The sequence below is a fragment of the Amycolatopsis lexingtonensis genome, from assembly GCF_014873755.1.
GTDB classification, from domain to species: domain Bacteria; phylum Actinomycetota; class Actinomycetes; order Mycobacteriales; family Pseudonocardiaceae; genus Amycolatopsis; species Amycolatopsis lexingtonensis.
In genome coordinates, this window is sequence record NZ_JADBEG010000001.1 from 8754517 (window position 1) to 8778245 (window position 23729).

The following is a 23729-nucleotide window of genomic DNA, read 5'->3' on the forward strand; positions in this document are numbered from 1 at the left end:
CCCGCGGCGCTCCCGCCAAACCTCAGTTCCAGAACCGGAACACGCTGAACCCGATCTGCGCACCGTCCACATAGCCCCCGAAGGCGTCGAAGAGCGCGTACGAGCCGTTCCAGAGGGCCGCGTTCGCGGGCTTGAAGAAGAACAGGACCGCGAACAGCAGGATCGGCGCCCACGGGCGCACCTGCGCGCCGATTTCGCGGGCTCGCGCGGGCAGGTACGGCTCGATCGCGCCCCAGCCGTCGAGGCCGGGGATCGGGAGGATGTTGAGGATGAACGTGACGATCTGCAGCAGCGCCAGGTAGGACATCGCGATCACGAGGCCGCCCGCCATCGGGACCAGCGCGACCACCAGCGCCAGCGCCGCGCCGACCGCGAGGTTGCTCAGCGGGCCCGCCAGCGACACCCACGACGACGTCCCGCGCGAGCGCAGCGCGCCCCGGTTGATCCAGACCGCGCCGCCCGGGAGCGGGATCCCGCCGATGATGAGGAAGATCAGCGGCAGGACGATCGACAGGACCGGATCGGTGTACTTCCGCACGTCCAGGGTGAGGTAACCCTTGTGGGCGACGCTGTAGTCGCCGCCCCGGTAGGCGACCATCGCGTGGCCGAACTCGTGCAGCGACAGCGACGCCACCCAGCCGGCGGCGACGAAGATCACGACGCCCGCGATGAGCAGCGGGTCGCGGTCGCGGACGAAAACGGTGTTGATGTCGCCGAACGCGGCCATCGCCCCGCCGGCGACGGTGAGCGCGAGGATGCCGAGGAAGACCGGGCTGGGGCGCACTGCTGACTTCTGCACGACTCCCAGTCTTCCGTATGCCCGGTGTGAAGTTACCGGCGTGTCCCCTTGCGCGATCGGGCTCCGACGTCCCCCGAACTCGCTACTCCGCTTGACCTGACCGCACTACACGGGTGTAATCACAGTGATGTCATTCGCCGCCGGAGGGGGCGGCGAGTGTCGTTTCACCACCGCCAGCCTGGGGAGTGCTAGGGAGCGAGGAGGCGGACGTGCGGTTGGAAGCCGATGGTAAGGAATGGAGGCACGTCATGAGTTGGGGCGAGATCCCGGAGCAGGCTCTGGGAGATCTCACCGAGCTCATCGATGCCACCGAGGAAGAGCAGGATTGGCAGGAACGCGCTCTGTGCGCGCAGACGGACCCGGAGGCGTTCTTCCCCGAGAAGGGCGGTTCCACCCGCGAAGCCAAGCGGATCTGCCTGGGCTGCGAGGTCAAGGACGAGTGCCTTGAGTACGCGCTGGCCCACGACGAGCGCTTCGGCATCTGGGGCGGTCTGTCCGAGCGGGAGCGCCGCAAGCTGAAGAAACGCGTCGTCTGAGGGGCGGATCACCGGTGATGCGTGCGTCACCGGTGATTCCACGTGGTGAACACACGGCGTGGGTTCACCACCGGGTGACGGACCGGGGCCGTAGGGTGGCCGCACCGACCCGCCGCCTGATCTGGAGCGTTCGTTGCCCCGCACCGCCGCGCCGCCCGCCCTGCGCACCGCGCCCGTTCTGGCCATTGTGGTCTGTCACAACGGCGAAAACTGGCTGCCGCTGGCGCTTTCTTCGTTGCGCCGCAGCACCGTCCGGCCCCGGCACGTGCTCGCCGTCGACACCGGCTCCACCGACGCGACCGCGCGGCTGCTCGCCGAAGCGGCGGCCGATCCGGGTTCGGATTCTTCTCCCGTGCTGTCGGGGGTCATCACACTATCGAGCGATACCGGCTTCGCGGCCGCGGTCGCCGAAGCCGTCGAGCACGCCACCGAACGCTGGGGCGACCCCGGATCGTGGCTGTGGCTGCTGCACGACGACTGCGCGCCCGAGCCCGACTGCCTCGACGAACTCCTGCGCGTCGCCACGAAAACGCCGTCGGCGACCGTGCTCGGCGCGCTCGGGCTCGACTGGACCGACCCGCGGCTGATAGTCGAAGCCGGCCTCTCCACCGACGCGTCCGGGCACCGCCAGCAGATCGCCGCGCTCGGCGAAGAACCGGCCGAGGTGCTCGCCGTGCCCAGCGCGGGCTCCCTCGTGCGCCGCGACGCCTGGGACGACCTCGGCGGCTTCGACACCGGATTCCCGTTGCTGCGCGAGGATCTCGACTTCGGCTGGCGCGCCAACGCCGCCGGCGGGATCGTCCTCTCCGTGCCGACCGCGCGGGTCCGGCACGCGCGCGCCGTCACGACCGGCCGGCGCGCGGCGGACGCCGTCACCGCGTCCCTGTCCGCCGCGAACCGCGCCCACGGGCTGCGCGTCTTCCTGGTGAACTGCTCGCCGTTTTCCTTCTGGCTGGGGATGATCCGGCTCCCGCTGCTCTCGGTGCTGCGCGCGCTCGCGTTCGTCCTGCTGCGCCGCACCGGTGAAGCGCGGGCCGAGTTCGCCGCGGCCGCGTACCTCCTCAGTGGACGCGGCGGATTGCGCGCCGCCCGTGCCCGGCGGCGGCGGAATCCGCGGCCGGGCACGGTACGCGGGCTCTTCACCGGGCGCGTCACCCGGCTCCGCAACGCTTTCCGCGCGGGCGTGGTCGGTCTGGTGCGCCGGGGCGTCGAGAGCGACGTCGCGCTCGGCCGGGTCCCCGAGACCGTCGAAACCGAGTCGGCGTGGGTGACGCCGGAAGCGCTCGATGCCCGCGAGACGCGTCCCGTCGGGCCCGGCGCGCTGCCCGCGGGTGCGCTGCGCGGGCTCAGCTCGCGCGGGTCCGGGCTGCGCCGGCCGGGCACGCTCGTCGCCGTCGCGCTGCCGGAAACCCCGGTGCCGGCAGCGGTCTCCGACGAACCGGTCGTCGCCGAACCGGCGGAAGAGACCGAACCCGAGCTCGTCTTCGTCGAGGTGAACCGGCGGCGGGTGCTCGCGGCCACGATCTTCGCGCCGCCGGTCGTGCTGCTCGTCGTGATGACCGCGCTCGGGCTGGTCGTCAACCGTGCCCGGCTCGGCCTGGACCTCTTCGGCGGCAAGCTGCTCCCGGTCGGGGGGCTGGGGGAGCTCTGGTCGTCGTACCTCGCGCCGTGGCACGCGATCGCGGGCGGCACCGGCGCCCCCGCGTCGGCGACGCTGCCGGTGCTCGGCACGCTCGGCGCGGTCTTCGCCCCGATCGGCGGCCCGGCCGCGCTCGTCGCGATCCTGCTCCTCGGCGACATCCCCCTGGCCGCGCTGAGCGCGTACGCGGCAACGCGGCGGCTCCGCGTGCGCCGCTGGGTCCGCGCGGTCGTCGCGGCGACCTACGCGCTCCTGCCCGCCGCGACCGCCGGGGTGGCGCAGGGCCGGCTCGACGTCGTCGTGGTGCACCTCGTGCTGCCGCTGGTGGCGGCGGGCATCGCCGGGCTGCTCGTCCACGCGGACACGCGCTGGCTGCACGTGTCCGCGCTCTCGGCGTTCGGGGTGGCGCTGCTCGGCGCGTTTTCCCCGCTGGCGCACGGGCTCGCGCTCGCCGGGCTGCTGATCGGGTTCGTCGTGCTGCCCGCGCCGACCGGGCTCGCCCGGCGGATCGCGTCGGTCGGCATCGTCGTGCTGCTGCCGCTGGCGTTGCTGCTGCCGTGGCCGACCGTGCTGCTGCGGCACCCGGAACTGCTCGTGCAGGGACTCGGCGGCGCGGCCGCGGCGGTGTCCGGCACCGACCTGGCCGGCCTCGACCCCGGCGGGCCCGGCGCGTGGCCGATCGGCGTCGCGGTGATCGCCGCGGCCCTCGTGGCGGTGGTCGTCCGCCCGACGAAGCTCGCCGCGGGCGGGCTCGCGCTGGCGGCGCTGGGCGCGGGCGGGCTGGTCCTGGTGCGGCTCGTGACGGCGGCCCCGATGCAGGGCGGTCCCGCGGCGCACGGCTACGCGGGCATCCCGCTGCTGATCGTCGGCGCCGGGCTGCTGTGGGTCGTCCTCGGGTCGTGGCAGCGCGGCGGTTCGGCCGGCGTGCCGTCGCCGTGGCTGCCGCAGGTGATGGCGGTGGCCGGGGTGGTGGTGTTCCTCGCGCTGGCGGGCGGCGCGATCGCCGTCGGCGGCCAGGGCCCGCTGCGCGCGGGTTCACGGCCCTCGTTGGCGCCCGAGGTCGCGGCCGAGCTCTCCGCGTCCGGCCGGTCGGTGCTCGACCTGGCGTCCGACGCGACCCGCCAGATCGGCGGCCGCCTGCCGCACCACGGCGACGACGAACTGGCCCCGACCCCCGGCACCCCGGCCCGCCTGGCGGCGTGGCGTCACGACCTCGGCCAGGGCGACGCGGCGGCCGTCCAGCGGACCTTCGCCGCCGCGGCCGCCGCCGGGGTGGAGTACGTGGTGCTGCCGCCGGGCGCGGACCCGCGGGCCTACCCGCCGCTGGCGAAGGACCTGGTGTCGGTGGCCGCCCCGACGTCGGACGGCCGCGGCGTGCTCCGCCTACTCGCGCCGGCGGGCCAGGTGATCCTGATCTCGCCGGAGCAGGCGAAGGCGGCGGTCACCGGCGGCGGCGCACCGGGCCTCGCGCCGGGCGTGGCGCCGGTCCAGGCCGGGCTGCCGGACGTGCGCGTGCGGGTGTCGGACGGCCCGACCGGCCGCCTGCTGGTGCTGGCGGCGGAGCAGGAAGCGGGCTGGAAGGCCGCGGTGGGCGGCAAGAGCGTGCCGATCGTGCCGGCGTGGGGGCACCAGGTGGCGGTGTCGGTGCCGCCGTCGACGTCGGAGGTGACGGTGGAGTACCCGGGCACGGAACGGAACCTGCTCCTGCTGGCCCAGCTGGCGGCGGTGCTGTTCACGCTCCTGACGGCGGTCCCGGCCCGGCGGCGCCCCTGACCCGGCTCAAGCGCCCCAAGGTGGCCTTCGGTGCGTGAGACGCACCCAAGGCGGCCTTCGGTGCGTCAGACGCAACCAAGGCCACATTGGGGCGTTCGGGACCGGGCGCTACTCGCCTTCGATGACGTCCGGTTCCACGCCCAGGTAGCCCGCCACCTGCTCGACCAGCACGTCGTGCACCAGCTCGGCCAGCTCCGACGGGTCCTTCGCCCGTGCCTCCAGCGGCCGCCGGTACAGCACGATCCGGGCGCGCGTCGGCATGCCCGTGCGGTCCACCCCCGCCGGGACCAGGCGCGACAGCGGCACCGCGCCGTCGTGCAGCACGCCGTCCGCCGGGGAGTGGCCGTTCTCGCGGATCTCCGGGACGTCGTCCACCGCCACGTCGAGCTTCGTCAGCTCGTGGCGCCAGCGGGCCTCGATCGGTTCGAGCGCGTCCAGGACCAGCGCGTCGAAGCGTTCCGCGCGGCTCGCGGCGGCGGGCAGGGTCGCCGGGTACAGCGTCCCGCGCAGGCCCCGGCCGTGCCGGTCCCTTCGCAGGCGCCGCCGCTGTCGGTAGTCACGAGCCGTCGCCACTCCGGAAGTCTATGCGGTCGGCGCGTCCCAGCGCGTGTCGCTCCTCCTACCTTGCGGCGACGCGCTATCGTTTCGGATCGTGCGGAACGTACGGAAGTGTTCGCGTACCGGCTGTCTAGAGCCGGCTGTGGCCACGCTGACGTATGCCTACAGCGACTCCACCGCCGTCGTCGGCCCGCTGGCCACCGCCTCCGAGCCGCACTCCTACGACCTCTGCGAAGCCCACGCGCTGCGGCTGACCGTCCCCAAGGGCTGGGAAGTCGTCCGGCACGAAGGTGCCTTCGCCGCGCCGGACCCGTCGGCCGACGAGCTGACCGCGCTGGCCGAAGCCGTGCGCGAGGCCGGCCGCCCCGGCAAACCCGCGCCCGCCCCCGAGCCGGAGGGCCCGTCCGGGCGCCGCGGCCACCTGCGCGTCCTCCCCGGTCGCGCCTGAGCGCGTAACCCACGACCACCGCCGGTAGGCTTTCCGCGCGGCGCAGCGGGCGCCAGGACGACTAATCGCGGGGAGACGGCGTGCCAGACCTTTCGGGCATCGTGAAGGCCTACGACATTCGCGGCGTGGTCGGCGAGCAGCTCGACGCGGACCTCGTTCGCGACTTCGGCGCCGCGTTCGCGCTGCTCATCAAGCCCGAGGCGCCGTCGGTGGTGATCGGCCACGACATGCGCGACTCCTCGCCCGCCCTGGCGGCGGCGTTCGCCGAGGGCGTCACCTCGCAGGGCCTCGACGTCGTCAGCATCGGCCTGGCCAGCACCGACCAGCTCTACTTCGCCTCGGGCTCGCTGAACCTGCCGGGCGCGATGTTCACCGCGAGCCACAATCCGGCCAAGTACAACGGCATCAAGCTGTGCCGCGCGGGCGCGTCCCCGGTCGGCCAGGACACCGGCCTCGCCGAGATCCGCGACACCGTCGAGCAGGGCGTGCCCGGGTTCGAAGGCCAGCGCGGTTCGGTGACCGAGCGAGACGTCCTCGCCGACTACGCCGCCTACCTGCGCAACCTCGTCGACCTGTCCGGCAGCCGGCCGCTGAAGATCGTCGTCGACGCCGGCAACGGCATGGGCGGGCACACCGTCCCGACGGTGTTCGACGGGCTACCGATCGACATCGTCCCGATGTACTTCGAGCTCGACGGCACCTTCCCGAACCACGAAGCCAACCCGCTCGACCCGAAGAACATCGTCGACCTGCAGGCGAAGGTGCGCGAGGTCGGCGCGGACGCCGGTGTCGCCTTCGACGGCGACGCGGACCGCTGCTTCATCGTCGACGAGCGCGGCGAGCCGGTTTCGCCGAGCGCGATCACCGCGCTGGTCGCCGTCCGCGAGCTGGCGAAGGACCCGGGCGGCACGATCATCCACAACCTGATCACGTCGAAGGGCGTACCGGAGATCGTCGCCGAGCACGGCGGCAAGCCGGTCCGCACCCGCGTCGGCCACTCGTTCATCAAGGCCGAGATGGCCCGCACCGGCGCGATCTTCGGCGGTGAGCACTCCGCGCACTACTACTTCCGCGACTTCTGGCGCGCCGACACCGGCATGCTGGCGGCGCTGCACGTCCTCGCCGCGCTCGGCGAGCAGAGCGGTCCGCTCTCGGAGCTGACCAGCGCGTACTCGCGCTACGCCGCCTCGGGTGAGATCAACTCCACGGTCGACGACCAGGTCGCCAAGATGATGGCCGTCAAGGACGCCTTCGGTGCCCGCTCCGGCGTCGAGATCGACGAGCTGGACGGCCTCACCGTGCAGCTGCCCGGCGGCGCCTGGTTCAACCTGCGCCCGTCGAACACCGAACCGCTGCTCCGCCTGAACGTCGAGGCCGCGAACGCCGAGGCCGTGCAGGGCCTGGTGGACGAAGTGCTCGCGATCATCCGCAACTGACCCACCCCTAAGTAGGGTGCCTAGGGGCCGAACTGTGTCCTGAAGTGCTCTTCACCACAGTCCCCCGCGTGGTATGGAGGAACCATGGCCATCACGCTCGACGCCCAGCTCCTCGAGATCTTGGCGTGCCCGTCGCCGGATCACGCCCCGTTGCGCCCCGGCGCCCCGGACGATCCCGAGGCCGACGCGCTGACCTGCACCGAGTGCGGCCGGGTGTACCCGGTGCGCGACGGGATCCCGGTGCTGCTCCTCGACGAGGCGACGCAGCCCGGTACCAACGGAACCTCCGATGCCGACAGTGCTTGACGACACCCTGCTCGACGACCCGGCGCGGCTGGCCGAGGCCGACAGCGCAGGGCTGCTGCGGGCCGCGGCGATGGCCGGCGCCCAGGTGCGGGCGACCGCCGAGCTGGCCGCCGAGCTGGACCTGGCCGAGCGGCTCGACGTGGGGCGCCCCCGTGCCGTCGTGCTCCTCGACCGGCCGGGCGTGTCCCGCACGCTCACGCGGCTGCTGGCCGCCCTGCTGACGCCGTCGTGCCCGGTGCCGGTGGTCGTCGCCGAGGTCGTGCCGAGCTGGATCGGCGCGCTCGACGTCGTCTTCGCGCACACCGACGACCCCGGCGACCGCGAGCTCGCCGCGTCGCTGGAGCGGGCTGCCCGCTACGGCGCTTCGGTGGTGCTCTCCGGGCCTTCGGAGGGCCCGGTGGCGGCCGCGGTGGCGGGCAAGGGCCTGCTGCTGGCGCCGCGCGTCCCGGTGCCGCCGGAGCTGGCGTTCCCGCGCGGCCTGGCCGCCGGGCTGCTCACGGCGAACGCGCTGGGGCTGCTGCTCTCCGACGTCCAGGTGCTGGCCGACCAGCTCGACCTGGAAGCCGAGAAGGACTACCTGGCCCGAGAGTCGTTCGCGAATCCGGCGAAGGCGCTCGCGCTGCGGGTCGCCGACCGGGTGCCGCTGCTGTGGGGGCTGGACCCGGTCGCGGTCGCGGTCGGCGAGCACGCGGCGCACGCGTTCGCCGCGCACGCGGCCATGGTCTGCGACGTCGAGGACTATCGTCAGGCCCTGGCGCGGCCCGCATTGCGGCGAGCGGCGCAATCGGGGGGCTCCGAGCGTGACATCTTCGCTGATCCGGACGATCCCTCTGGTGACATCCCCACCCGGGTGCTGCTGCTCTCGGTGCGCACCGGTCCGGCGACGGACGCGGCGCGGTACCAGGCCGAGGACCTGCTGCCGGGTGCGGACGTCATCGCCCCGGCCGAGGAGATCGAGGCCGACGAAATCGTGCGGGCCGCGGTGCTGGCGCTGCGGTTCGAACTGGCGGCGGTCTATCTCGGGCTGGCGGCGGGCAGCATCGGCGGCGCAGGCCGCTACGCGCCCGCGACGGCGTGAGACCCGCCGAGCACCGGCCCCGGCCGGTGCCGAAGGAGTGGAGTTGAGGTGACAGTGGAGCTGCTGCGCAACGCGGTGCGGCCCTACGCCTGGGGATCGCGGACGGCGATCCCCGAGCTGCTGGGCCGCCCGGTCCCCGCGCCGCACCCCGAGGCCGAGCTGTGGATGGGTGCCCACCCGGGCGACCCGTCGCACGTCATCGGCCCGGACGGCACCGAGCGAAGCCTGCTGGAGCTGGTGGACGCCGACCCGGTGACGCAGCTCGGCGAGAAGTGCGCGAAGCGGTGGGGCGGGCGGCTCCCGTTCCTGTTGAAGATCCTCGCGGCGGAGGAACCGCTGTCGATGCAGGCGCACCCGTCGGCGGCACAGGCCGCGGAGGGGCACGCCCGCGAGGAGCAGCTGGGCATCCCGCGGGACGCCGCGAACCGCAACTACCCGGACCCGACGGCGAAGCCGGAGCTGGTCTGCGCGCTGACGGAGTTCCACGCGCTGGCCGGCTTCCGCGCCCCGGACCGCACGGTGAAGCTGCTCAAGGCGATCGAGACGCCGGGGCTGGCGAAGTACACCGGGCTGATCGAGGCCCAGCCGGACCCGGACGGGCTGCGGGCGCTGTTCACGACGTGGATCACGCTGCCGCAGGCGTCGCTGGACTCGCTGCTGCCGGAGGTGCTCGACGCGTGCGTCCGGCACGTCCAGGAGCACGGCGAGTTCGCGGTCGAGTGCCGGACCATCCTGGAGCTCGGCGAGGCGCACCCGCGCGACGCGGGCGTGCTGGCGGCGCTGCTGCTGAACCGGCTGACGCTGCGCGCGGGCGAGGCGATCTACCTGCCGGCCGGCAACCTGCACCTGTACCTGCACGGAACGGCCGTGGAGATCCTGGCGAACTCGGACAACATCCTGCGCTGCGGGCTGACGCCGAAGCACGTGGACGTCCCGGAGCTGCTGCGCGTGGTCGACTTCGCGTGCGGCGAGATGCCGGTGCAGTGCGGCGACAGCGGGGGGCGGCTGTCGGTGTACCGCACGGACGCGCCGGAGTTCGAGCTGTCGCGCGTCGAGTGGGCGGCCGGCCAGGACGACGAGATTTCGGTCGACAGCGTCGGCCCGCAGATCCTGCTGTGCACGGCGGGCGACTTGTTGGTGACGGCGGACGACGGCGAGAAGGTCGAGCTGCGGCGCGGCCAGTCGGTGTGGCTGCCGGCGGCGGACCCGCCGGTCCGGGTGCGCCCGCTGGACGGGGCGCGTGCGCAGCTGTTCCGTGCGACGGCGGGGACCTGCGAAGACTGAGTTCGGTTTCTTTTCGGCGGAGGCCTTTTTCGGGGCCTCCGCCGTTTTGTGTGCGTTCCGTGTGGCGGCGTGGGTGAGTATCTCCTCGACGGGGGGACCCTGGTGCGGTGGCGCGCGCTGCCGGTCCGCTGGGGGTGGCACCGGTCGGGTTTCCCGCCCGGCGCCTGTGGGCGTGGAGGTGGTGCCGCGAGGGGGCGGCACCACCTGGCCATAGGGGACGCGCAGCCGGGCTGGGGAGGGCTCGGGGGCGCTGCCCCTTGAGGGGGTGGGGTCGGCGCTGCCGGGGGGCGAGCGCTGGCCGGGCGGGGGTTCGGTGGTGTTGCCGGGGAGCGAGCGCTGGCGAGCGGGCCGCGCTTGCTCAAACCCGCTCGGTCAGCGCCAGCAATGCCCGTCTCAGCGCCGCAGCGCTGGCGTCGCGTGGGTCGGTGTACCGCGCGGCCTCAGCCGCCGCCGAAGCCGCGCCCTCCGAGTCGCCCACCGCTTCGCAAGCCCGGCCCAGCACGAGCCACGTCAGCCCCGTGGCGGACCGCCCGCCCATCTCGCGGAACTCCGTCAAGCACTGCCGCAGGACCGGGATCGCCTGCGCCGCACGGCCTTCGCCGATCCAGCCCGCGGCCAGTGCTCGGGTGCAGGACAGCTCCCGGGGCCGCTCATCCAGTTCACGCGCCAGCTCGCGTGCTTCCCCGAACGCCGCCAGCGCGCGGTCGCGGTCGCCCGTCGCGGCGGAGATCGCGCCGAGGGTGCGTAGCGACTTCGCCAGCTCCGAGCGTGCCGGTGTCGGGCGGAGGTGATCCACCGACTCCGCGATCGCCGCGGCCGCCCGGTGGTCGTCGCCGGTCAGGAGGGATGACCATGCGAAGCCGTGCAGGGCGATGGCGATCTGGCGGGTGTCGCCGGTTTCGCGGGCCGCGGTCAGGGCCGCGCGGTCGACGTCGCGTGCTTCCGTCACCCGGCCGAGCCGCAGGAGGGCCGCCGACTCCGCCGCGCGCACGCGGATCGGCTCCGGCTGACCGTCCATTGTGAACAGTTCGCGGGCGTGGGCCGCGGTCTCCAGGGCTTCTTCGGCCTGGCCCAGACCGATCAGGCAGTGGGCGAGGCCGGCCGTCACCCAGGCATGGGTGCGGTGGTCGCCACGCGCTTCCAGCTCCTTCGCGCACTGGCGGTACGCGGCCGCGGCCTCCTCGTACTGACCGCGTTCGTGGCGCAGCAGCGCGAGATTCGCCTCGGCGAGCAGGGTGACCGCCGGGTCGTCCGCCTTGGCCAGCACCGTTTCGTACGCCGCGCGCATCTCCGCGTATTGGCCGTGCAGGTACAAGTACACGCTCAGCTTGTCCAGCAGCCGCAACGCTTCCGACGCCGGCAGCCAGCCGATCAGCAGGACGAGGTTCGCGCGCTCGGCGGCGAACCAGTCGTCCGGGCGGGCCAGCAGCCGCGCCACCAGTTCGCCGGGCAACGGCTGGGGCAGCGGCGAGCCGGCCGGCGGTGGCATCGGCACCGTGCGTGGCAAGCGCGCCGCCGCCGCGTCGGCGAGGGCGAGCGTCGCCGACAGCACCGTCCGGAGGCCGCCGGTGTCTTCGGCGAGCTCGGCGGCGTACAACCGGACAAGGTCGTGCATCCGGTAGCGGCCCTCACCGGACGAGTCCGCGCCGCGCGCCTCCAGCAGGCTCGCCTCGACGAGCTCTTCGACGGCCTCGTCGGCGTCCGGGGCGCCGATCAGCGTCGTCACCGCCCAGGCCGGGAGGTCGGCGAGGCGACAGCGGCCGAGCAGCCGGAACGCGCGTTGCGCGGGTGGGCGGAGGCCTTCGTAGCTCAGCGCGATGCTGCTGCGGACGGCCAGATCGCTGACCGTCAGCTCGTCGAGCCGGCGGACCTCGTCTTCGAGGCGCCCGGCCAGCTCGCCGAGCCGCAGGTGCGGGCGGATGGCCAGCCGGCTGCCGGCGATCCGCAGGGCCAGCGGCAGCCGTGCGCACGCCGCGATGATCCGCTCGGCGTCGGCCCGCTCCCGGGCGACCCGCGACCCGGCGAGCCGGTTCAGCAGCTCGGCGGCGTCGGCGCCGGACAACGGCCCGAGCGGCAGCCGGTACGCGCCGGCGAGCCCGCTCAGCCGGCGCCGGCTCGTCACGAGCACCGCGCAGCCCGGCGTCCCCGGCAGCAGCGCGCGGACGTCGCCGGGGTCGGCGGCGTCGTCGAGCACCACCAGGACCCGCCGGTCGGTGAGCCGGCCGCGGAACACCGCCGCGCGCGCCCGGACGTCGTCGGGGACCGCCGGACCCGGTACGCCCAACGCGCGCAGCAGGTCTGCCAGCACGTCGCCGATGTCGCGGCCGGCGAGCGGGACGTACAGCTGCCCGTCCGGGAACCGCGCCCGCAGCCGGTGCGCGGCCCGCACGGCCAGGGTGCTCTTGCCCGCGCCCGGTTCGCCGCTGAGGACGGCGACTGGCACGCCCCGGTCGTCGCCCAGCACGCCGGTCAGTTCGCCGAGTTCGGCGTCGCGCCCGGTGAAGTCACCGATGTCCGGCGGCAGCTGGCACACCGGCCAGACCGGCGGCGGCAGCCGCGGCACGGGATCTTCGCCGCGCAGGACGGCCGCGTGCACCCGGCGGGCCTCCGCGCCGGGTTCGACGCCGAGCTCTTCGATCAACGTGGTCCGCAGCCGCCGGTAGACCTCGAGCGCGTCGCCCTGCCGCCCGGCGCGGTGCAGCGCGATCATCAGCTGCGCGGCGAGCCGTTCGCGCAGCGGGTGCTCGGTGATCATGGCCTGCAGCTCGCCGGTCAGCTCCCCGTGCCGGCCGGCGGTGAGCTCGGCGTCGACGCAGTCCTCGAACACGGCCAGCCGCTCGGACTCCAGCCGCGCGACATCGGCGTCGAGCCTCGGCACGTGCAGCCCGGCCAGCACCGGCCCCCGCCACTGCGCGAGCGCCCGCCGGTAGTGCCCCGCGGCGGTGACGGCGTCCCCCGCCCGCTTCCCCTCGGCGGCGGCCGACCGGAAGACGAGCAGGTCGAGCTCGTCCGGCTCGACGTGCAGCCGGTAGCCGAGCGGCCCGTGCTCGACGCGGAGGCCGTCGATCCGCTCGCGCAGCCGCGACAGGTAGGTGTGCAGGTTGGAGGTGTGGGACTTCGGCGGCCCGCCCGGCCACAGCGCTTCGACCAGCACGTCGACGTGGACGTGCTGGTTGGCGTTGACCAGCAGCACGGCCAGCAGCGTGCGCTGCCGCTCGCCCCGCAACGCGACCCAGTGCCCGGGCGGCCCTTCGACGGCGAGCGGCCCGAGCACGCCGAAGTGAGCCATGTCCGCCCTCCCGAGTACCGGAACGGCCACCGTAGCGAAGGGGTCCGACAGAAACCGGCGGCTGGCGCACGCTCGCGTCATCCAGGCGATCGATGCGCCGGCCGAGGGGCCCTGGTCTCGGGCGGCCGCTTGTCGACACCATTGCCGGGTCGAAGATCCAGAACCTGAAGGATCTGAAGGAACGTCAGGCAGGGAAGGCCGACCATGACGGAGTACAAGCGCTGGAAGGACGTTCGCGCGGCGCACGTCGAGCGGGCCGGTGGCGAGGAAGCGGTCGAGGCCGGCAAGCAGGAACTGCTCGCCACGGTCCACGGGCACCGCCTCGCCGGCTTCGAGGTGCTCGCCCGCTACGCCGCGGCTTTGGGGGGACGGCTGCACCAGGCGATCTCCTTCGACGACGGCGACATCGCCACCATCGCCTGACCGAACCGCGGGTGAAGGCCTGGCCGGTGGGGACCTGGCCGGGGCGGGTCCTCTAGGCTCCAAACCGGCAATTCGGGAACGTCGGCAGGGGAGCGGTCGTGTCAGCTGGAGGCGGAACCAAGGCGATCATCGCGGCCCTCGGGGCGAACGCCGGGATCGCGGTCGCGAAGTTCGCCGGCTTCCTCGTCACCGGGTCGTCGTCGATGCTGGCCGAGTCCGTGCACTCGCTCGCCGACACCACGAACCAGGGCCTGCTGCTGCTCGGGCAGAAGACGTCGAAGCGGGAAGCGGACGAGGAGCACCCGTTCGGCTACGGCCGCGACCGGTACTTCTACTCCTTCATCGTCGCGCTGATGCTCTTCACCTTGGGCTCCGCCTTCGCGATCTACGAAGGCATCCACAAGATCGGCCACCCGGAGCCCCTCGACTCGCCGATCGTCGCGGTGATCATCCTGCTCGTCGCGATCTGCCTGGAGGGCTACAGCTTCTACACCGCCATCGGCGAGTCGAGGAAGATCAAGGGCGACGCGAGCTGGTGGGGCTTCATCCGGCAGGCCAAGGAACCCGAGCTGCCTGTGGTGCTGCTGGAGGACGCCGGCGCGCTGCTCGGCCTCGTCTTCGCGCTCGCCGGTGTCGGGCTCGCGGTCGTGACCGGCGACCCGGTCTGGGACGGCGTCGGCACCCTCGCCATCGGCGCGCTGCTCGGGGTCATCGCGATCATCCTGATCGTCGAGATGAAGAGCCTGCTCATCGGCGAAGGCGCCAACGCCCCGGTGCTGGCGGTCATCGTCGACGAGCTCGCCGCCGGGAAGGTCGAGCGCGTCATCCACATCCGCACCCAGTACCTGGGGCCGGACGAGCTGCTCGTCGCGGCCAAGCTGGCGATGGTGCCCGGGCTCGACACCGCCGAGCTGGCCGCGGCCATCGACGACGCCGAAGCCCGCGTCCGCGCCAAGGTGCCGGTCGCGAAGCTGATCTACCTCGAGCCGGACCTCGACCGCAGCCTGGCGAAGTAGCTTCAAGATCCACTTCCGGGCGCTCGGCGAGCCGTCACGGACGTGACCCGTTAGGGTGACGTACCGCGATACACGCAGCTCAGCCGCAGGAGGTCAACGGTGCCCGGAACGGGATTGTGGCGCACTAAATCGATCGAACAGTCCATTGCGGACACCGACGAGCCGGACACCAAGCTCCGGCGGAACCTCAGTGCGTGGGACCTCACGGTGTTCGGCGTCGCGGTCGTCATCGGCGCCGGCATCTTCACGCTGACCGCGCGCACCGCCGGTGACTACGCCGGCCCGTCGGTGTCGCTGGCGTTCGTGTTCGCGGCGATCGCCTGCGCGCTGGCGGCGCTCTGCTACGCGGAATTCGCTTCGACGGTGCCGGTCGCGGGCAGCGCGTACACGTTCTCCTACGCCACCTTCGGCGAGTTCATGGCGTGGATCATCGGCTGGGACCTGATCCTCGAGCTCGCCGTCGGCGCCGCGGCGGTGGCCAAGGGCTGGTCGGTCTACCTCGAGACGGTGCTCGGCTACCTCTTCGGCAAGGGCACCACGACGACGTTCGTCGTCGGCGGCGTGACCGTCGACTGGGGTGCGCTGCTCGTCGTCGCGATCCTGACGACGCTGCTGGCGCTCGGCACGAAGCTGTCGTCGCGGGTGTCGATGGTGATTACCGGCATCAAGGTCGCCGTCGTGCTGTTCGTGATCATCCTCGGCATCTTCTACATCAAGGGCGCCAACTACACGCCGTACATCCCGCCGGGCGAGACCGGCGGCTCCGGCCAGACCGGTATCGACCAGTCGCTGTTCTCGCTGATCGCGGGCGGCGCGAGCAGCTCGTTCGGCGTGTTCGGCCTGCTCGCCGGCGCGTCGCTGGTGTTCTTCGCGTTCATCGGCTTCGACATCGTCGCGACCACCGCCGAGGAGACGAAGAACCCGCAGAAGGCCGTGCCGCGCGGGATCATGGGCTCGCTGGCCATCGTCACGGTGCTCTACGTCGCGGTGTCGCTGGTCGTCGTCGGCATGACGAACTACAAGGAACTCGCCACCAAGGCGGGCGACGGCAGCCACAAGACGCTCGCCACGGCGTTCTCCGACAACGGCGTCGACTGGGCGGCCAATATCATCTCCTTCGGCGCGCTGGCCGGCCTGACCACCGTCGTCATGGTGCTGATGCTGGGCCAGGTCCGGATCATCTTCGCGATGTCGCGGGACGGCCTGATGCCGCGCGGGCTGGCGAAGACCGGCGAGCACGGGACGCCGAAGGGCGCGACGCTGATCGTGGGCGGCCTGGTCGCGCTCGCGGCCGGCTTCTTCCCCGCGGACAAGCTCGAGGAAATGGTCAACGTCGGCACGCTGTTCGCCTTCGTGCTCGTCTCGGCGGGCGTGCTCATCCTGCGCCGGACGCGCCCGGACCTGCCGCGCGCGTTCAAGGTGCCGCTGATGCCGGTCATCCCGATCCTGGCGATCCTCGCCTGCCTGTGGCTGATGCTGAATCTGACCGTGCTGACGTGGCTGCGGTTCATCGCCTGGATGGTCCTGGGCGTGGTCATCTACTTCGCCTACAGTCGCCGTCATTCGCTGCTCGGCAAGCGGCAGGCCGACGGGACCGGCGATCCCGTGAAGCCGGCCTGATTCCCAGGTCGGCGGGGCTTTTTCGGCGCATCGTACGGAACGGCAGGTCACAAACGGGTTAAAACGATCTTGCGTAGCGCGCTCAAAGGGGGACCCCGCGTAAGAGGGGCAGTGACGTGCGATACCTTTCGTTCCTCCGCGTGCCACTGACGGGTGAATTACAGCAGTGTGGTTACACGCTCAGTGGTGCCGCGACCACAGATTTCGAAGTGCTGTCTCCCCCGCCGGTACAGGAGTTCCCCCTATGCGCAGACGTACCTTCCGCGGCGCCGTTGCAGTCATGGCGCTGACCACCGCCGCCCTCATCGGCACCGCCGGCTCCGCGCTGGCTTGCTACCCGTCGGACGGCCGCGCCACGCCGGTCCCGAAGAACGCGACCACCTGCGCGGACGCCAAGCTCCCCGGCAAGACGCTGGTCCGGTCCGACGAGCTGCCGACCGACGTCATCGACTTCACCGGCGGTGTTCCGGACAAGGACAAGTCCCTGACGATCACGGGGATCGCCAAGGGCGTCACCATCACCGCGGTCGTGGTGAAGGGCGGCGACGGCTACAACGTCTACGACGCCGGCAAGCTGGGCGACCTGCCGTGGAAGGACCTGATCTCGCCGAAGAACGGCGGGCGCCAGATCCCGACGATCAGCCACTGGTTCGTCTGCGGCACCACGAAGACGACGCCGCCGACCGAGACGACGGCGCCGACGAAGCCGTCCACCCCGGCCACCGAGACCACGAAGCCGAGCGCCCCGGCGTCTTCGGAGACGGTCGCGCCGACCAGCACCACCGCTCCGGCCGCCGTCCCGGCGGGCAACGAGTCGGGCACCGGTGGCGGCCTGGCCAACACCGGTTTCGACAACAGCTGGCTGATCTGGGTCGCGGCCCTGCTGCTGGTCGCCGGTGGCGGTCTGCTCGCGCTGCTGAAGTTCCGCCGCAAGGCTTCCGAGTAACCCTTGACGCACGAAGTTCCGTGAAGGCCTCCTTACCGGTCATAAAAGCCGGTAAGGAGGCCTTCACGGCTTTCCGAGGAAGTCGCCGAAGAGCAGGCCCTGCTCGCCGCCGGAGGGTTTGCCGAGGCCGGCGGCCATCGCGACGGCGTGGTCCCACTCCGCGTCGACCACGTAGTCCTGGTGCCGGAGCACCCCCGGCGCCCAGCGGTGCCGCCCGGTCGGGCCGCGCAGCGGGTCCGGCAGCCAGTGGTCGCCGCCGAGGATGAGGACGCCGTTCTCGTCCGCCTTCGCCTTCAGTGGCCCCGAGCCGCCGTCCGGCTGGAAGCCGACGCCGTACAGGCACCGGTCGGACACCTCGTGCCGCCAGGTCGTTACGCCGCCGCCGAAGATGTCGGTGCCGCGGCAGAGCGCGCGCCACCGGCCGTCGAGGTCGCCGAAGAGCTCTTCCAGCGCCTCCTGCGGCAGCAGCGCGGGGAACGCCCGCTGGTAACCCCACTGCAGCGGGGAGCCGGCGGTGAGCACGCCGACGCGTTCGAGGTCCGCCGCCGGCAGGTCGGCCGCGAGCCGGGCGGCCGCCATGATCGTGAGCAGGCTGCCGAGGTTGTAGCCGGAGAGCACCACCCGCGTCCCCGGTTCGGCGAGGTGCTCGCGGGCCCGCGCGGCCAGCTCCGGGACGACCTTCAGCGCGTAGCACGGCGGGACGGTCGGGTGCGCCGCCCGCGGCCAGAAGCAGACGAGGTCGGCCAGCGCGCCGAGGTGCCGGCTGCGCTGCGGGGTCCGCGCGGCCGTGTAGACCACGCGCAGCAGGCCCGCGGCCAGCGCGCCGAGCGCGACCACGCCGATCGCGGACAGCGGCTTGAACCAGCCGGGGACCAGCCCGAACCCGAAGCGCAGCACCAGCAGCGCCGCACCGCCCGCGGACATCGCCGACGCCACCGCGAGCGCCAGGTGGTGCAGGTGCCGCCGTTCCCACGCCGAGCGCGCCCACGCCGCCGCGGCCTGGGCCTCCTGGCGCTCGTCGTGCTCCATCAGCTCGACGATCTCCGGGACGCCCCGCCGCAGCCGGCGCAGCGGGACGGCGACCGCGAAGCCCAGCACGGCGAGCACGACGGCCAGTGCGAGGCCGGCGCCCCAGAGCACCGTGACCAGCAAGTACGTGTCGGGCACCCGCAGCGGCTCCGCGCCGGACAGCCGCCGGAGTGCTTCGGCGAGACCGGCGCCGAACCCGCCGCCGAGCAGCCCGGCCAGCGCGAGCACCGGCGCGGCCGCCCAGCCGCCCAGCCACGGCCGCAGCCGGCGCGGCTTGTGCCGCCAGCCGGGCCGGGCCAGCAGCGCGGCCGGGACCAGGAACAGCGCGAACAGCACCACGACGGCGACCAGGGCCGCGCCGAGGCCTTCGACGACGCCGTTCGTGCCCGGCAGCGGGCCGGTGCCGGGCCGCAGCCGCACCGCGGCCACGACGACCAGCAGGCTCGCGAAGGCGAGCACGCCGGGCCGGGCGAACCGGCCGGTGTCGACGCCGATCGCGGCCGCGACCACGACCGCGAGCACCACGGCCAGCGTGATGATCCAGACGACCAGGTCGAACGTGGCGCCCGGCACGCGGAACGGACCGCCCAGCAGCAGCAGCGCGACCGACGCCAGCGCCGCGACGGTGTGCAGGCAGCGCAGCGCCGGCGTATCCGGGTCGGCGCGCATCCGCAGCGGGCCGCCGACGAGGTCGCCGTCGGCGTGCACCGCCCACGTCGCCGACGAGATCCGGTGCAGCACGAAGATCACCACGAGCAGCGGGACGACGCCGAGCGCGATCCGCGCCGGAACCGTGCGGAGCACGTCGGGGACCACGGGCAGGCAGCCCGAACCGGGCGCGAGGCACTGCGTGGCGAACAGGTCGAGCGCGATCGCCGCGAGCTGGCCCATCAGCAGCATGGTGAGCAGCAGGGCGCCGACGCGCAGCAGGCCGCGGCACACGCCGCCGAGGACGCGGGGGAGGCGGCGGTCCGGCGGGACCGGCGGCAGCATCCAGAAGGCGACGTTGGCCAGCGAGAACGGGAACAGCAGCGCCCAGGTGGCCTTGGCGGCGCCGCCGGACGTCATGCCGTGCCAGAGGTAGCCTTCGAGGGTCCGCGGGATCGTCCGGCCCAGTGCCGGCAGCACCGGCCCGGGCGCGGGCCGGCGCAGCCGGTCGGCCGGGCGGATCACCCGGCCCAGCCCGTCGCCGGCGACGTCGACGGTCGAGACCGCGTCGAGCAGCGTTTCCCCGCTGGTACCCACGAGGCCGGCGACGCGGATTTCGACGACACGGGTGTCCGGGCCGGGCATCGGCACGGTAAGGGTCTCCTAACCGCTCTAGGGAAGGTCGAGCGGACAACGGTAGTGTTCCGGTGTCATCGAGTCTTGGAGGAATCGCCACTATGCCCCCCGAAAGCGTTGCGAAGCGGCACGAGACCCGCAACGGCATCGAATTCGCCGTCGCCGATCTCGAGGCCGCCGAGTTCGGCCGCAAGGAGATCCGCCTCGCCGAGCACGAGATGCCGGGACTGATGGCGCTGCGGCGTGAATACGCGGAGGTCTACCCGCTGCGCGGGGCCCGCGTGTCGGGCTCGCTGCACATGACCGTGCAGACCGCGGTGCTGATCGAGACGCTGGTCGCGCTGGGTGCCGAGGTGCGCTGGGCCTCCTGCAACATCTTCTCGACCCAGGACCACGCGGCGGCCGCGATCGTCGTCGGCCCGCACGGCACGCCCGAGGAGCCCAAGGGCGTCCCGGTCTTCGCGTGGAAGGGCGAGTCGCTCGAGGAGTACTGGTGGTGCACCGAGCGCATGCTCACCTGGGACGGCGAGGGTCCCAACATGATCCTCGACGACGGCGGTGACGCCACCATGCTGGTGCACAAGGGCACCGAGTACGAGAAGTCCGGCGTCGTGCCGACCCCGGACGAGAACACCTCGGACGAGTTCCGCGTGTTCCTCGAGCTGCTGCGCGCTTCGGTCGCCGCCGACACGAACAAGTGGACGAAGATCGGCGAAGGCGTCCGCGGCGTCACCGAGGAGACCACGACCGGAGTGCTGCGGCTCTACCAGCTCGCGGCGGCCGGCGAGCTGCTGTTCCCGGCGATCAACGTCAACGACGCGGTGACGAAGTCGAAGTTCGACAACCGCTACGGCATCCGCCACTCCCTGATCGACGGCATCAACCGCGGCACCGACGTCCTGATCGGCGGCAAGGTCGCGGTCGTCTGCGGCTACGGCGACGTCGGCAAGGGCGCGGCGGAGTCCCTGCGCGGCCAGGGCGCCCGCGTGATCGTCACCGAGATCGACCCGATCTGCGCACTGCAGGCGGCGATGGACGGCTACCAGGTCCGCACGCTGGAGAACGCGCTCCCCGAGGCCGACATCGTCATCACGACGACCGGCAACAAGGACGTCGTGCTGGTCGAGCACATGGCGAAGATGAAGCACCAGGCGATCCTGGGCAACATCGGCCACTTCGACAACGAGCTCGACATGGCGGGGCTCGCCCGTTACCCGGGCATCCGGAAGATCAACATCAAGCCGCAGGTCGACGAGTGGATCTTCCCGAACGGCAACACGATCATCGTGCTGTCCGAGGGCCGGCTGCTCAACCTGGGCAACGCGACCGGGCACCCGTCGTTCGTGATGTCGAACAGCTTCTCCAACCAGGTGATCGCGCAGATCGAGCTGTTCACCAAGCACGAGGAGTACGACAAGGAGGTGTTCCGGCTGCCGAAGAAGCTCGACGAGAAGGTCGCGAAGATCCACCTCGACGCGCTGGGCGGTGAGCTGACGAAGCTCACGAAGGAGCAGGCCGAGTACATCGATGTGGATGTCGAGGGCCCGTTCAAGCCGGAGCACTACCGGTACTGAGTTTTCCGCGTTTTCGCTGGTGAGGGCCGCCCCGAAAGTGTTCGGGGCGGCCCTTTGTTTTGCGCTTTGAACAGTGATAGCACGATTGGGTGACGTGTTATCATGGGGTGGTGAAGCAGTTGATCACGAGGATCGACGACGAGCTGCACGCCCGGCTGAAGGCGCGAGCCGAAGCCGAAGGGCGCAGCATGAACGACCTGGTCACGGAAGCGTTGAGGGGCGTTGTGGCGAAGACGGAAACCCGCGCGGAATGGAAACGGCGACTGATCGCCGAAGGCAAGGTCGTGCACGTGGAACCGCCGGCCCACGTGCCGACCCTGGACGAGATCGAAGACCTGTCCCGAGGCTGGGGCACGGCTGTGAGCGAAGCGCTCGACTGGACCCGAGGGGAGTGGTGACCGTGCTGTACGTCGACACCAGCGCGCTGGTCACGGCCTACCTTTCGGACGAGCCGGAGCACGACAAGTTCCGCAAGTTGCTGATCGAAGGCGATGCCCTGGTCGTGAGCAGTGACTTCACCCGCGTCGAGTTCGCCGGCGCCATGACGGCCGCCAAGCGGACCGGCCGGATTCCCGATCCCGAGACGGTGCTGGCGCACTTCGATCACCTCGCCTCGCCGGATGGGGACCTGGTGCTCATCCCGTTCAACCCGAACCGGATCATTCCCGCCGCACGGCGGCTGGTCACCGAGAACTACCCCGTGCGCACGCTCGACGCGATCCACATCGCCGTCGCGATGCACGACACCGCCGAGCTCACCGGCGGCGAGCCGGTCACCTTCGTCACCCGCGACGAGCGGCAAGCCGACGCCGCGAAGGCCAACGGATTCGAGGTGCTGTGACCGTCGAACTCTTCGCCGGCATCGCCGTCCGCGACTTCGCCGGTGCGCTTGCCTGGTACGAGCGGCTTTTCGGCTCCCCGCCGACGTTCGTCGTGCACGACACCGAAGTCCTGTGGGAGGTCACCCCGCACGGGTCGGTCTACGTCGTGCTGCGGCCCGAACGCGCGGGGCAGGCCATGCACACCCTCTTCGTCGAGGACCTCGACGAGCGCGTCGCCGGGATCTCCGCGCGGGGCATCGAGCCCGCGGATCGCGAGACCTACGGCAACGGTGTCCGCAAGATCATCTACCGCGACCCCGAGGGAAACGAGCTCGGCATCGGCGGCGGACCCGCGTAACGTTGTCCCGCAAGGGAAACCGGTGGCGCCAGGCTGATCCGTCACGCCTGGAGGTTTCCCGATGAGCGCTGTACCACGACGGCCGGTTCTGGGTCGGTGTCTACGAAACCCACGAAGACGGCCCGGTCCGCGCCGAGCTCGCGGCAGGGCGCGACTTCGTGCGCCTCGCCGATGAGGCCCGCAAGGCTCCGCCCGTTCCCGTCGAACGGCGGGCGAAGCGGACCTACGACGACGAGGGCATCGGCACCGCCGCCCAGCGGGCGTTGAAGCACGCCGTCACCGAGCGGGCGACCGAAAACAAGGCGGCCCGCAAACGCCGTGCCGCAGCCGAGGCCGCCCGTCGCCGCGCCCTCGCCAAAGCGAAGTCGCGCGCCAAGCACCGCGGTCACTGAAGCGGTGCTAGTTCCACTCCACCGCGACCCCGGCCAGCCCCGGCCCCGCGTCACTGAAGAACGCGCTGCTCACGCCGCCCATGTCGCACGCCAGTTCCTCCGCCACGACCGGCAGGGCGTCGTCGCGCGCGCGGACCTGGCGGGTGCACCGGGCCGGCAGGGCGTTGCGGTCGAACCGCAGCTGGACCAGGTAGCTCGCACAGCGATCGCGCAGCATCCGGTAGTACCCCGGCGACGCCGAGCCGGAATCGTCGCGGACCTCGAAGCAGAACACGTGGATGTCGCCCTCGGCGAGCTTGCGGTCGAACAGCAGCTCGGTCGCCATCGTGTCGGCGTCCGGGTTGCGGCGCATCCGCCCGACCCGGCAGCCCTCGTCCGTGATCAGCTCGACGTCGTCGATGCGGCAGCCCGGGTCGCCGTTGTACACCGTCAGGTACCGGTCCGGGCCGTGCCGCCGCGCCCGCGTCACCAAGCGCGTGCGCAGGCTGACCTGGCGGTGTTCCGCGTCGAACGTGATCGTGTCGTGCACCGACAGCAGCTCGAGGTCGGCGTTGTAGTGGTTCGACGACGGGTACGCGCCGAGCTCGGCGAGCAGGTCCTCCACGATCGAGCCCATGTCACCGGAACGCAGGTCGTGGAACGACGCCGCCGGCTGGTGGCCGCGGCGGACCAGTCGTGGTCCGATCAGCACCACGAGGGCGTCCGCGGGCAGCTGGAGGACCGATTCCAGGGCCCGGACCGCGGGCAGTGCTTTCGGCACCTCGGGCTGGCGGAGCCCGCGTTGCCAGTAGCTCAGCGTGGACTGTCCGATTTGGACCCCGCGCAGTGCGAGGTGCGCGCGCAGCCGGGCGAGCGACAGGCCGCGGTAGGCGATCGCCAGTCTCAGCGCGTGGTGGAACTCGCCGGTGCGGAGCGCCTCGGTCAGCTCTTTCGGCAGCTCGGCTACCGAAGCCCGGGTCGTGCGGGCGCCATCGATGATCAGTGGGAGGTTCCCGTCTTGTGCCACCGCTCGTCCCTTCACCCGACCAGTGTGTGCGCTGGGCGTGAACACCGCGGAACGTTCACGTTAGCAGCGTAGAGTGCCCCGGCCGACCCCCGTTCAGGGTGGTTGGCCACGTAA

At 72.3% G+C, this 23729-nt stretch carries 21 protein-coding genes; 16 read left to right on the plus strand and 5 right to left on the minus strand.

Annotated elements, in window-relative coordinates; translation table 11 throughout:
• Positions 1–22: 22 nt before the first annotated feature.
• Positions 23–784 (minus strand): site-2 protease family protein, encoded by a 762-nt coding sequence (locus tag H4696_RS40855; RefSeq protein WP_086856004.1) that lies wholly within the window; start codon positions 782–784, stop codon positions 23–25.
• Positions 785–1047: 263 nt separating this feature from the next.
• Here H4696_RS40855 and H4696_RS40860 point away from each other — a divergent pair, with 263 nt between their 5' ends.
• Positions 1048–1335, plus strand: coding sequence for a WhiB family transcriptional regulator (locus H4696_RS40860; RefSeq protein WP_167441477.1), 288 nt, complete (start codon positions 1048–1050; stop codon positions 1333–1335).
• A gap of 133 nt (positions 1336–1468) precedes the next feature.
• A complete protein-coding gene (locus H4696_RS40865; protein WP_086856003.1) occupies positions 1469–4747 on the plus strand; it encodes a glycosyltransferase family 2 protein in 3279 nt (1092 codons plus the stop codon).
• A 108-nt stretch (positions 4748–4855) separates the two neighbouring features.
• Here the strand turns inward: H4696_RS40865 and H4696_RS40870 are convergent, their stop codons facing one another.
• Positions 4856–5320 carry a metallopeptidase family protein gene (locus tag H4696_RS40870; RefSeq protein WP_086865629.1) on the minus strand — a complete coding sequence of 155 codons (465 nt, stop codon included), beginning with the start codon at positions 5318–5320 and terminating at the stop codon, positions 4856–4858.
• Positions 5321–5399: 79 nt separating this feature from the next.
• Here H4696_RS40870 and H4696_RS40875 point away from each other — a divergent pair, with 79 nt between their 5' ends.
• From H4696_RS40875 to manA, 5 genes are all read left to right on the plus strand, one after another.
• Positions 5400–5753: a DUF3499 domain-containing protein gene (locus tag H4696_RS40875; RefSeq protein WP_086677666.1), complete on the plus strand. Its 354-nt coding sequence runs from the start codon at positions 5400–5402 to the stop codon at positions 5751–5753.
• A gap of 80 nt (positions 5754–5833) precedes the next feature.
• On the plus strand, positions 5834–7189 hold the full coding sequence (locus H4696_RS40880; RefSeq protein ID WP_086865628.1) for a phosphomannomutase/phosphoglucomutase: 1356 nt from the start codon (positions 5834–5836) through the stop codon (positions 7187–7189).
• Positions 7190–7273: 84 nt separating this feature from the next.
• The gene (locus H4696_RS40885) at positions 7274–7495 is read left to right on the plus strand and encodes a Trm112 family protein (RefSeq protein WP_086865627.1); all 222 of its coding nucleotides are present in this window, start codon (positions 7274–7276) and stop codon (positions 7493–7495) included.
• A complete protein-coding gene (locus H4696_RS40890) occupies positions 7479–8573 on the plus strand; it encodes a hypothetical protein (protein WP_169735244.1) in 1095 nt (364 codons plus the stop codon). Before H4696_RS40885 ends, H4696_RS40890 begins: the two co-directional genes overlap by 17 nt.
• A gap of 54 nt (positions 8574–8627) precedes the next feature.
• The gene (manA, locus tag H4696_RS40895; protein WP_086865625.1) at positions 8628–9857 is read left to right on the plus strand and encodes a mannose-6-phosphate isomerase, class I; all 1230 of its coding nucleotides are present in this window, start codon (positions 8628–8630) and stop codon (positions 9855–9857) included.
• A gap of 358 nt (positions 9858–10215) precedes the next feature.
• Here the strand turns inward: manA and H4696_RS40900 are convergent, their stop codons facing one another.
• Positions 10216–13146 (minus strand): AfsR/SARP family transcriptional regulator, encoded by a 2931-nt coding sequence (locus H4696_RS40900; RefSeq protein WP_086860513.1) that lies wholly within the window; start codon positions 13144–13146, stop codon positions 10216–10218.
• 204 nt (positions 13147–13350) lie between these two features.
• On the opposite strand from H4696_RS40900, the gene H4696_RS40905 reads away from it, so the two are divergent.
• From H4696_RS40905 to H4696_RS40920, 4 genes are all read left to right on the plus strand, one after another.
• Positions 13351–13569 (plus strand): hypothetical protein, encoded by a 219-nt coding sequence (locus tag H4696_RS40905; protein ID WP_086860511.1) that lies wholly within the window; start codon positions 13351–13353, stop codon positions 13567–13569.
• A 98-nt stretch (positions 13570–13667) separates the two neighbouring features.
• Positions 13668–14585 (plus strand): cation diffusion facilitator family transporter, encoded by a 918-nt coding sequence (locus H4696_RS40910; protein WP_086860509.1) that lies wholly within the window; start codon positions 13668–13670, stop codon positions 14583–14585.
• A 99-nt stretch (positions 14586–14684) separates the two neighbouring features.
• On the plus strand, positions 14685–16205 hold the full coding sequence (locus H4696_RS40915) for an amino acid permease (RefSeq protein WP_086860507.1): 1521 nt from the start codon (positions 14685–14687) through the stop codon (positions 16203–16205).
• A 244-nt stretch (positions 16206–16449) separates the two neighbouring features.
• Positions 16450–17151, plus strand: a complete 702-nt coding sequence (locus tag H4696_RS40920) for an LPXTG cell wall anchor domain-containing protein (RefSeq protein ID WP_086860505.1) — start codon at positions 16450–16452, stop codon at positions 17149–17151.
• Between the two features lie 63 nt (positions 17152–17214).
• On the opposite strand, the gene H4696_RS40925 is transcribed toward H4696_RS40920, so the two are convergent.
• Entirely contained in the window at positions 17215–19473 is a 2259-nt protein-coding gene (locus H4696_RS40925) for a hypothetical protein (protein WP_192783118.1), read from the minus strand.
• A gap of 92 nt (positions 19474–19565) precedes the next feature.
• On the opposite strand from H4696_RS40925, the gene ahcY reads away from it, so the two are divergent.
• The 5 genes from ahcY to H4696_RS40950 all read left to right on the plus strand — a co-directional run bounded on the left by ahcY (position 19566) and on the right by H4696_RS40950 (position 22609).
• Positions 19566–21038: an adenosylhomocysteinase gene (ahcY, locus tag H4696_RS40930; RefSeq protein WP_086858418.1), complete on the plus strand. Its 1473-nt coding sequence runs from the start codon at positions 19566–19568 to the stop codon at positions 21036–21038.
• Positions 21039–21148: 110 nt separating this feature from the next.
• The gene (locus H4696_RS40935) at positions 21149–21436 is read left to right on the plus strand and encodes a FitA-like ribbon-helix-helix domain-containing protein (protein WP_086858448.1); all 288 of its coding nucleotides are present in this window, start codon (positions 21149–21151) and stop codon (positions 21434–21436) included.
• On the plus strand, positions 21430–21879 hold the full coding sequence (locus H4696_RS40940; RefSeq protein ID WP_086858419.1) for a PIN domain-containing protein: 450 nt from the start codon (positions 21430–21432) through the stop codon (positions 21877–21879). Before H4696_RS40935 ends, H4696_RS40940 begins: the two co-directional genes overlap by 7 nt.
• Positions 21876–22217, plus strand: a complete 342-nt coding sequence (locus H4696_RS40945; RefSeq protein ID WP_086858420.1) for a VOC family protein — start codon at positions 21876–21878, stop codon at positions 22215–22217. Before H4696_RS40940 ends, H4696_RS40945 begins: the two co-directional genes overlap by 4 nt.
• A 158-nt stretch (positions 22218–22375) precedes the next feature.
• Positions 22376–22609 (plus strand): DUF2992 family protein, encoded by a 234-nt coding sequence (locus H4696_RS40950; RefSeq protein WP_249026937.1) that lies wholly within the window; start codon positions 22376–22378, stop codon positions 22607–22609.
• Between the two features lie 7 nt (positions 22610–22616).
• Here the strand turns inward: H4696_RS40950 and H4696_RS40955 are convergent, their stop codons facing one another.
• Entirely contained in the window at positions 22617–23615 is a 999-nt protein-coding gene (locus H4696_RS40955) for a hypothetical protein (protein WP_003085563.1), read from the minus strand.
• Positions 23616–23729 lie beyond the last annotated feature (114 nt).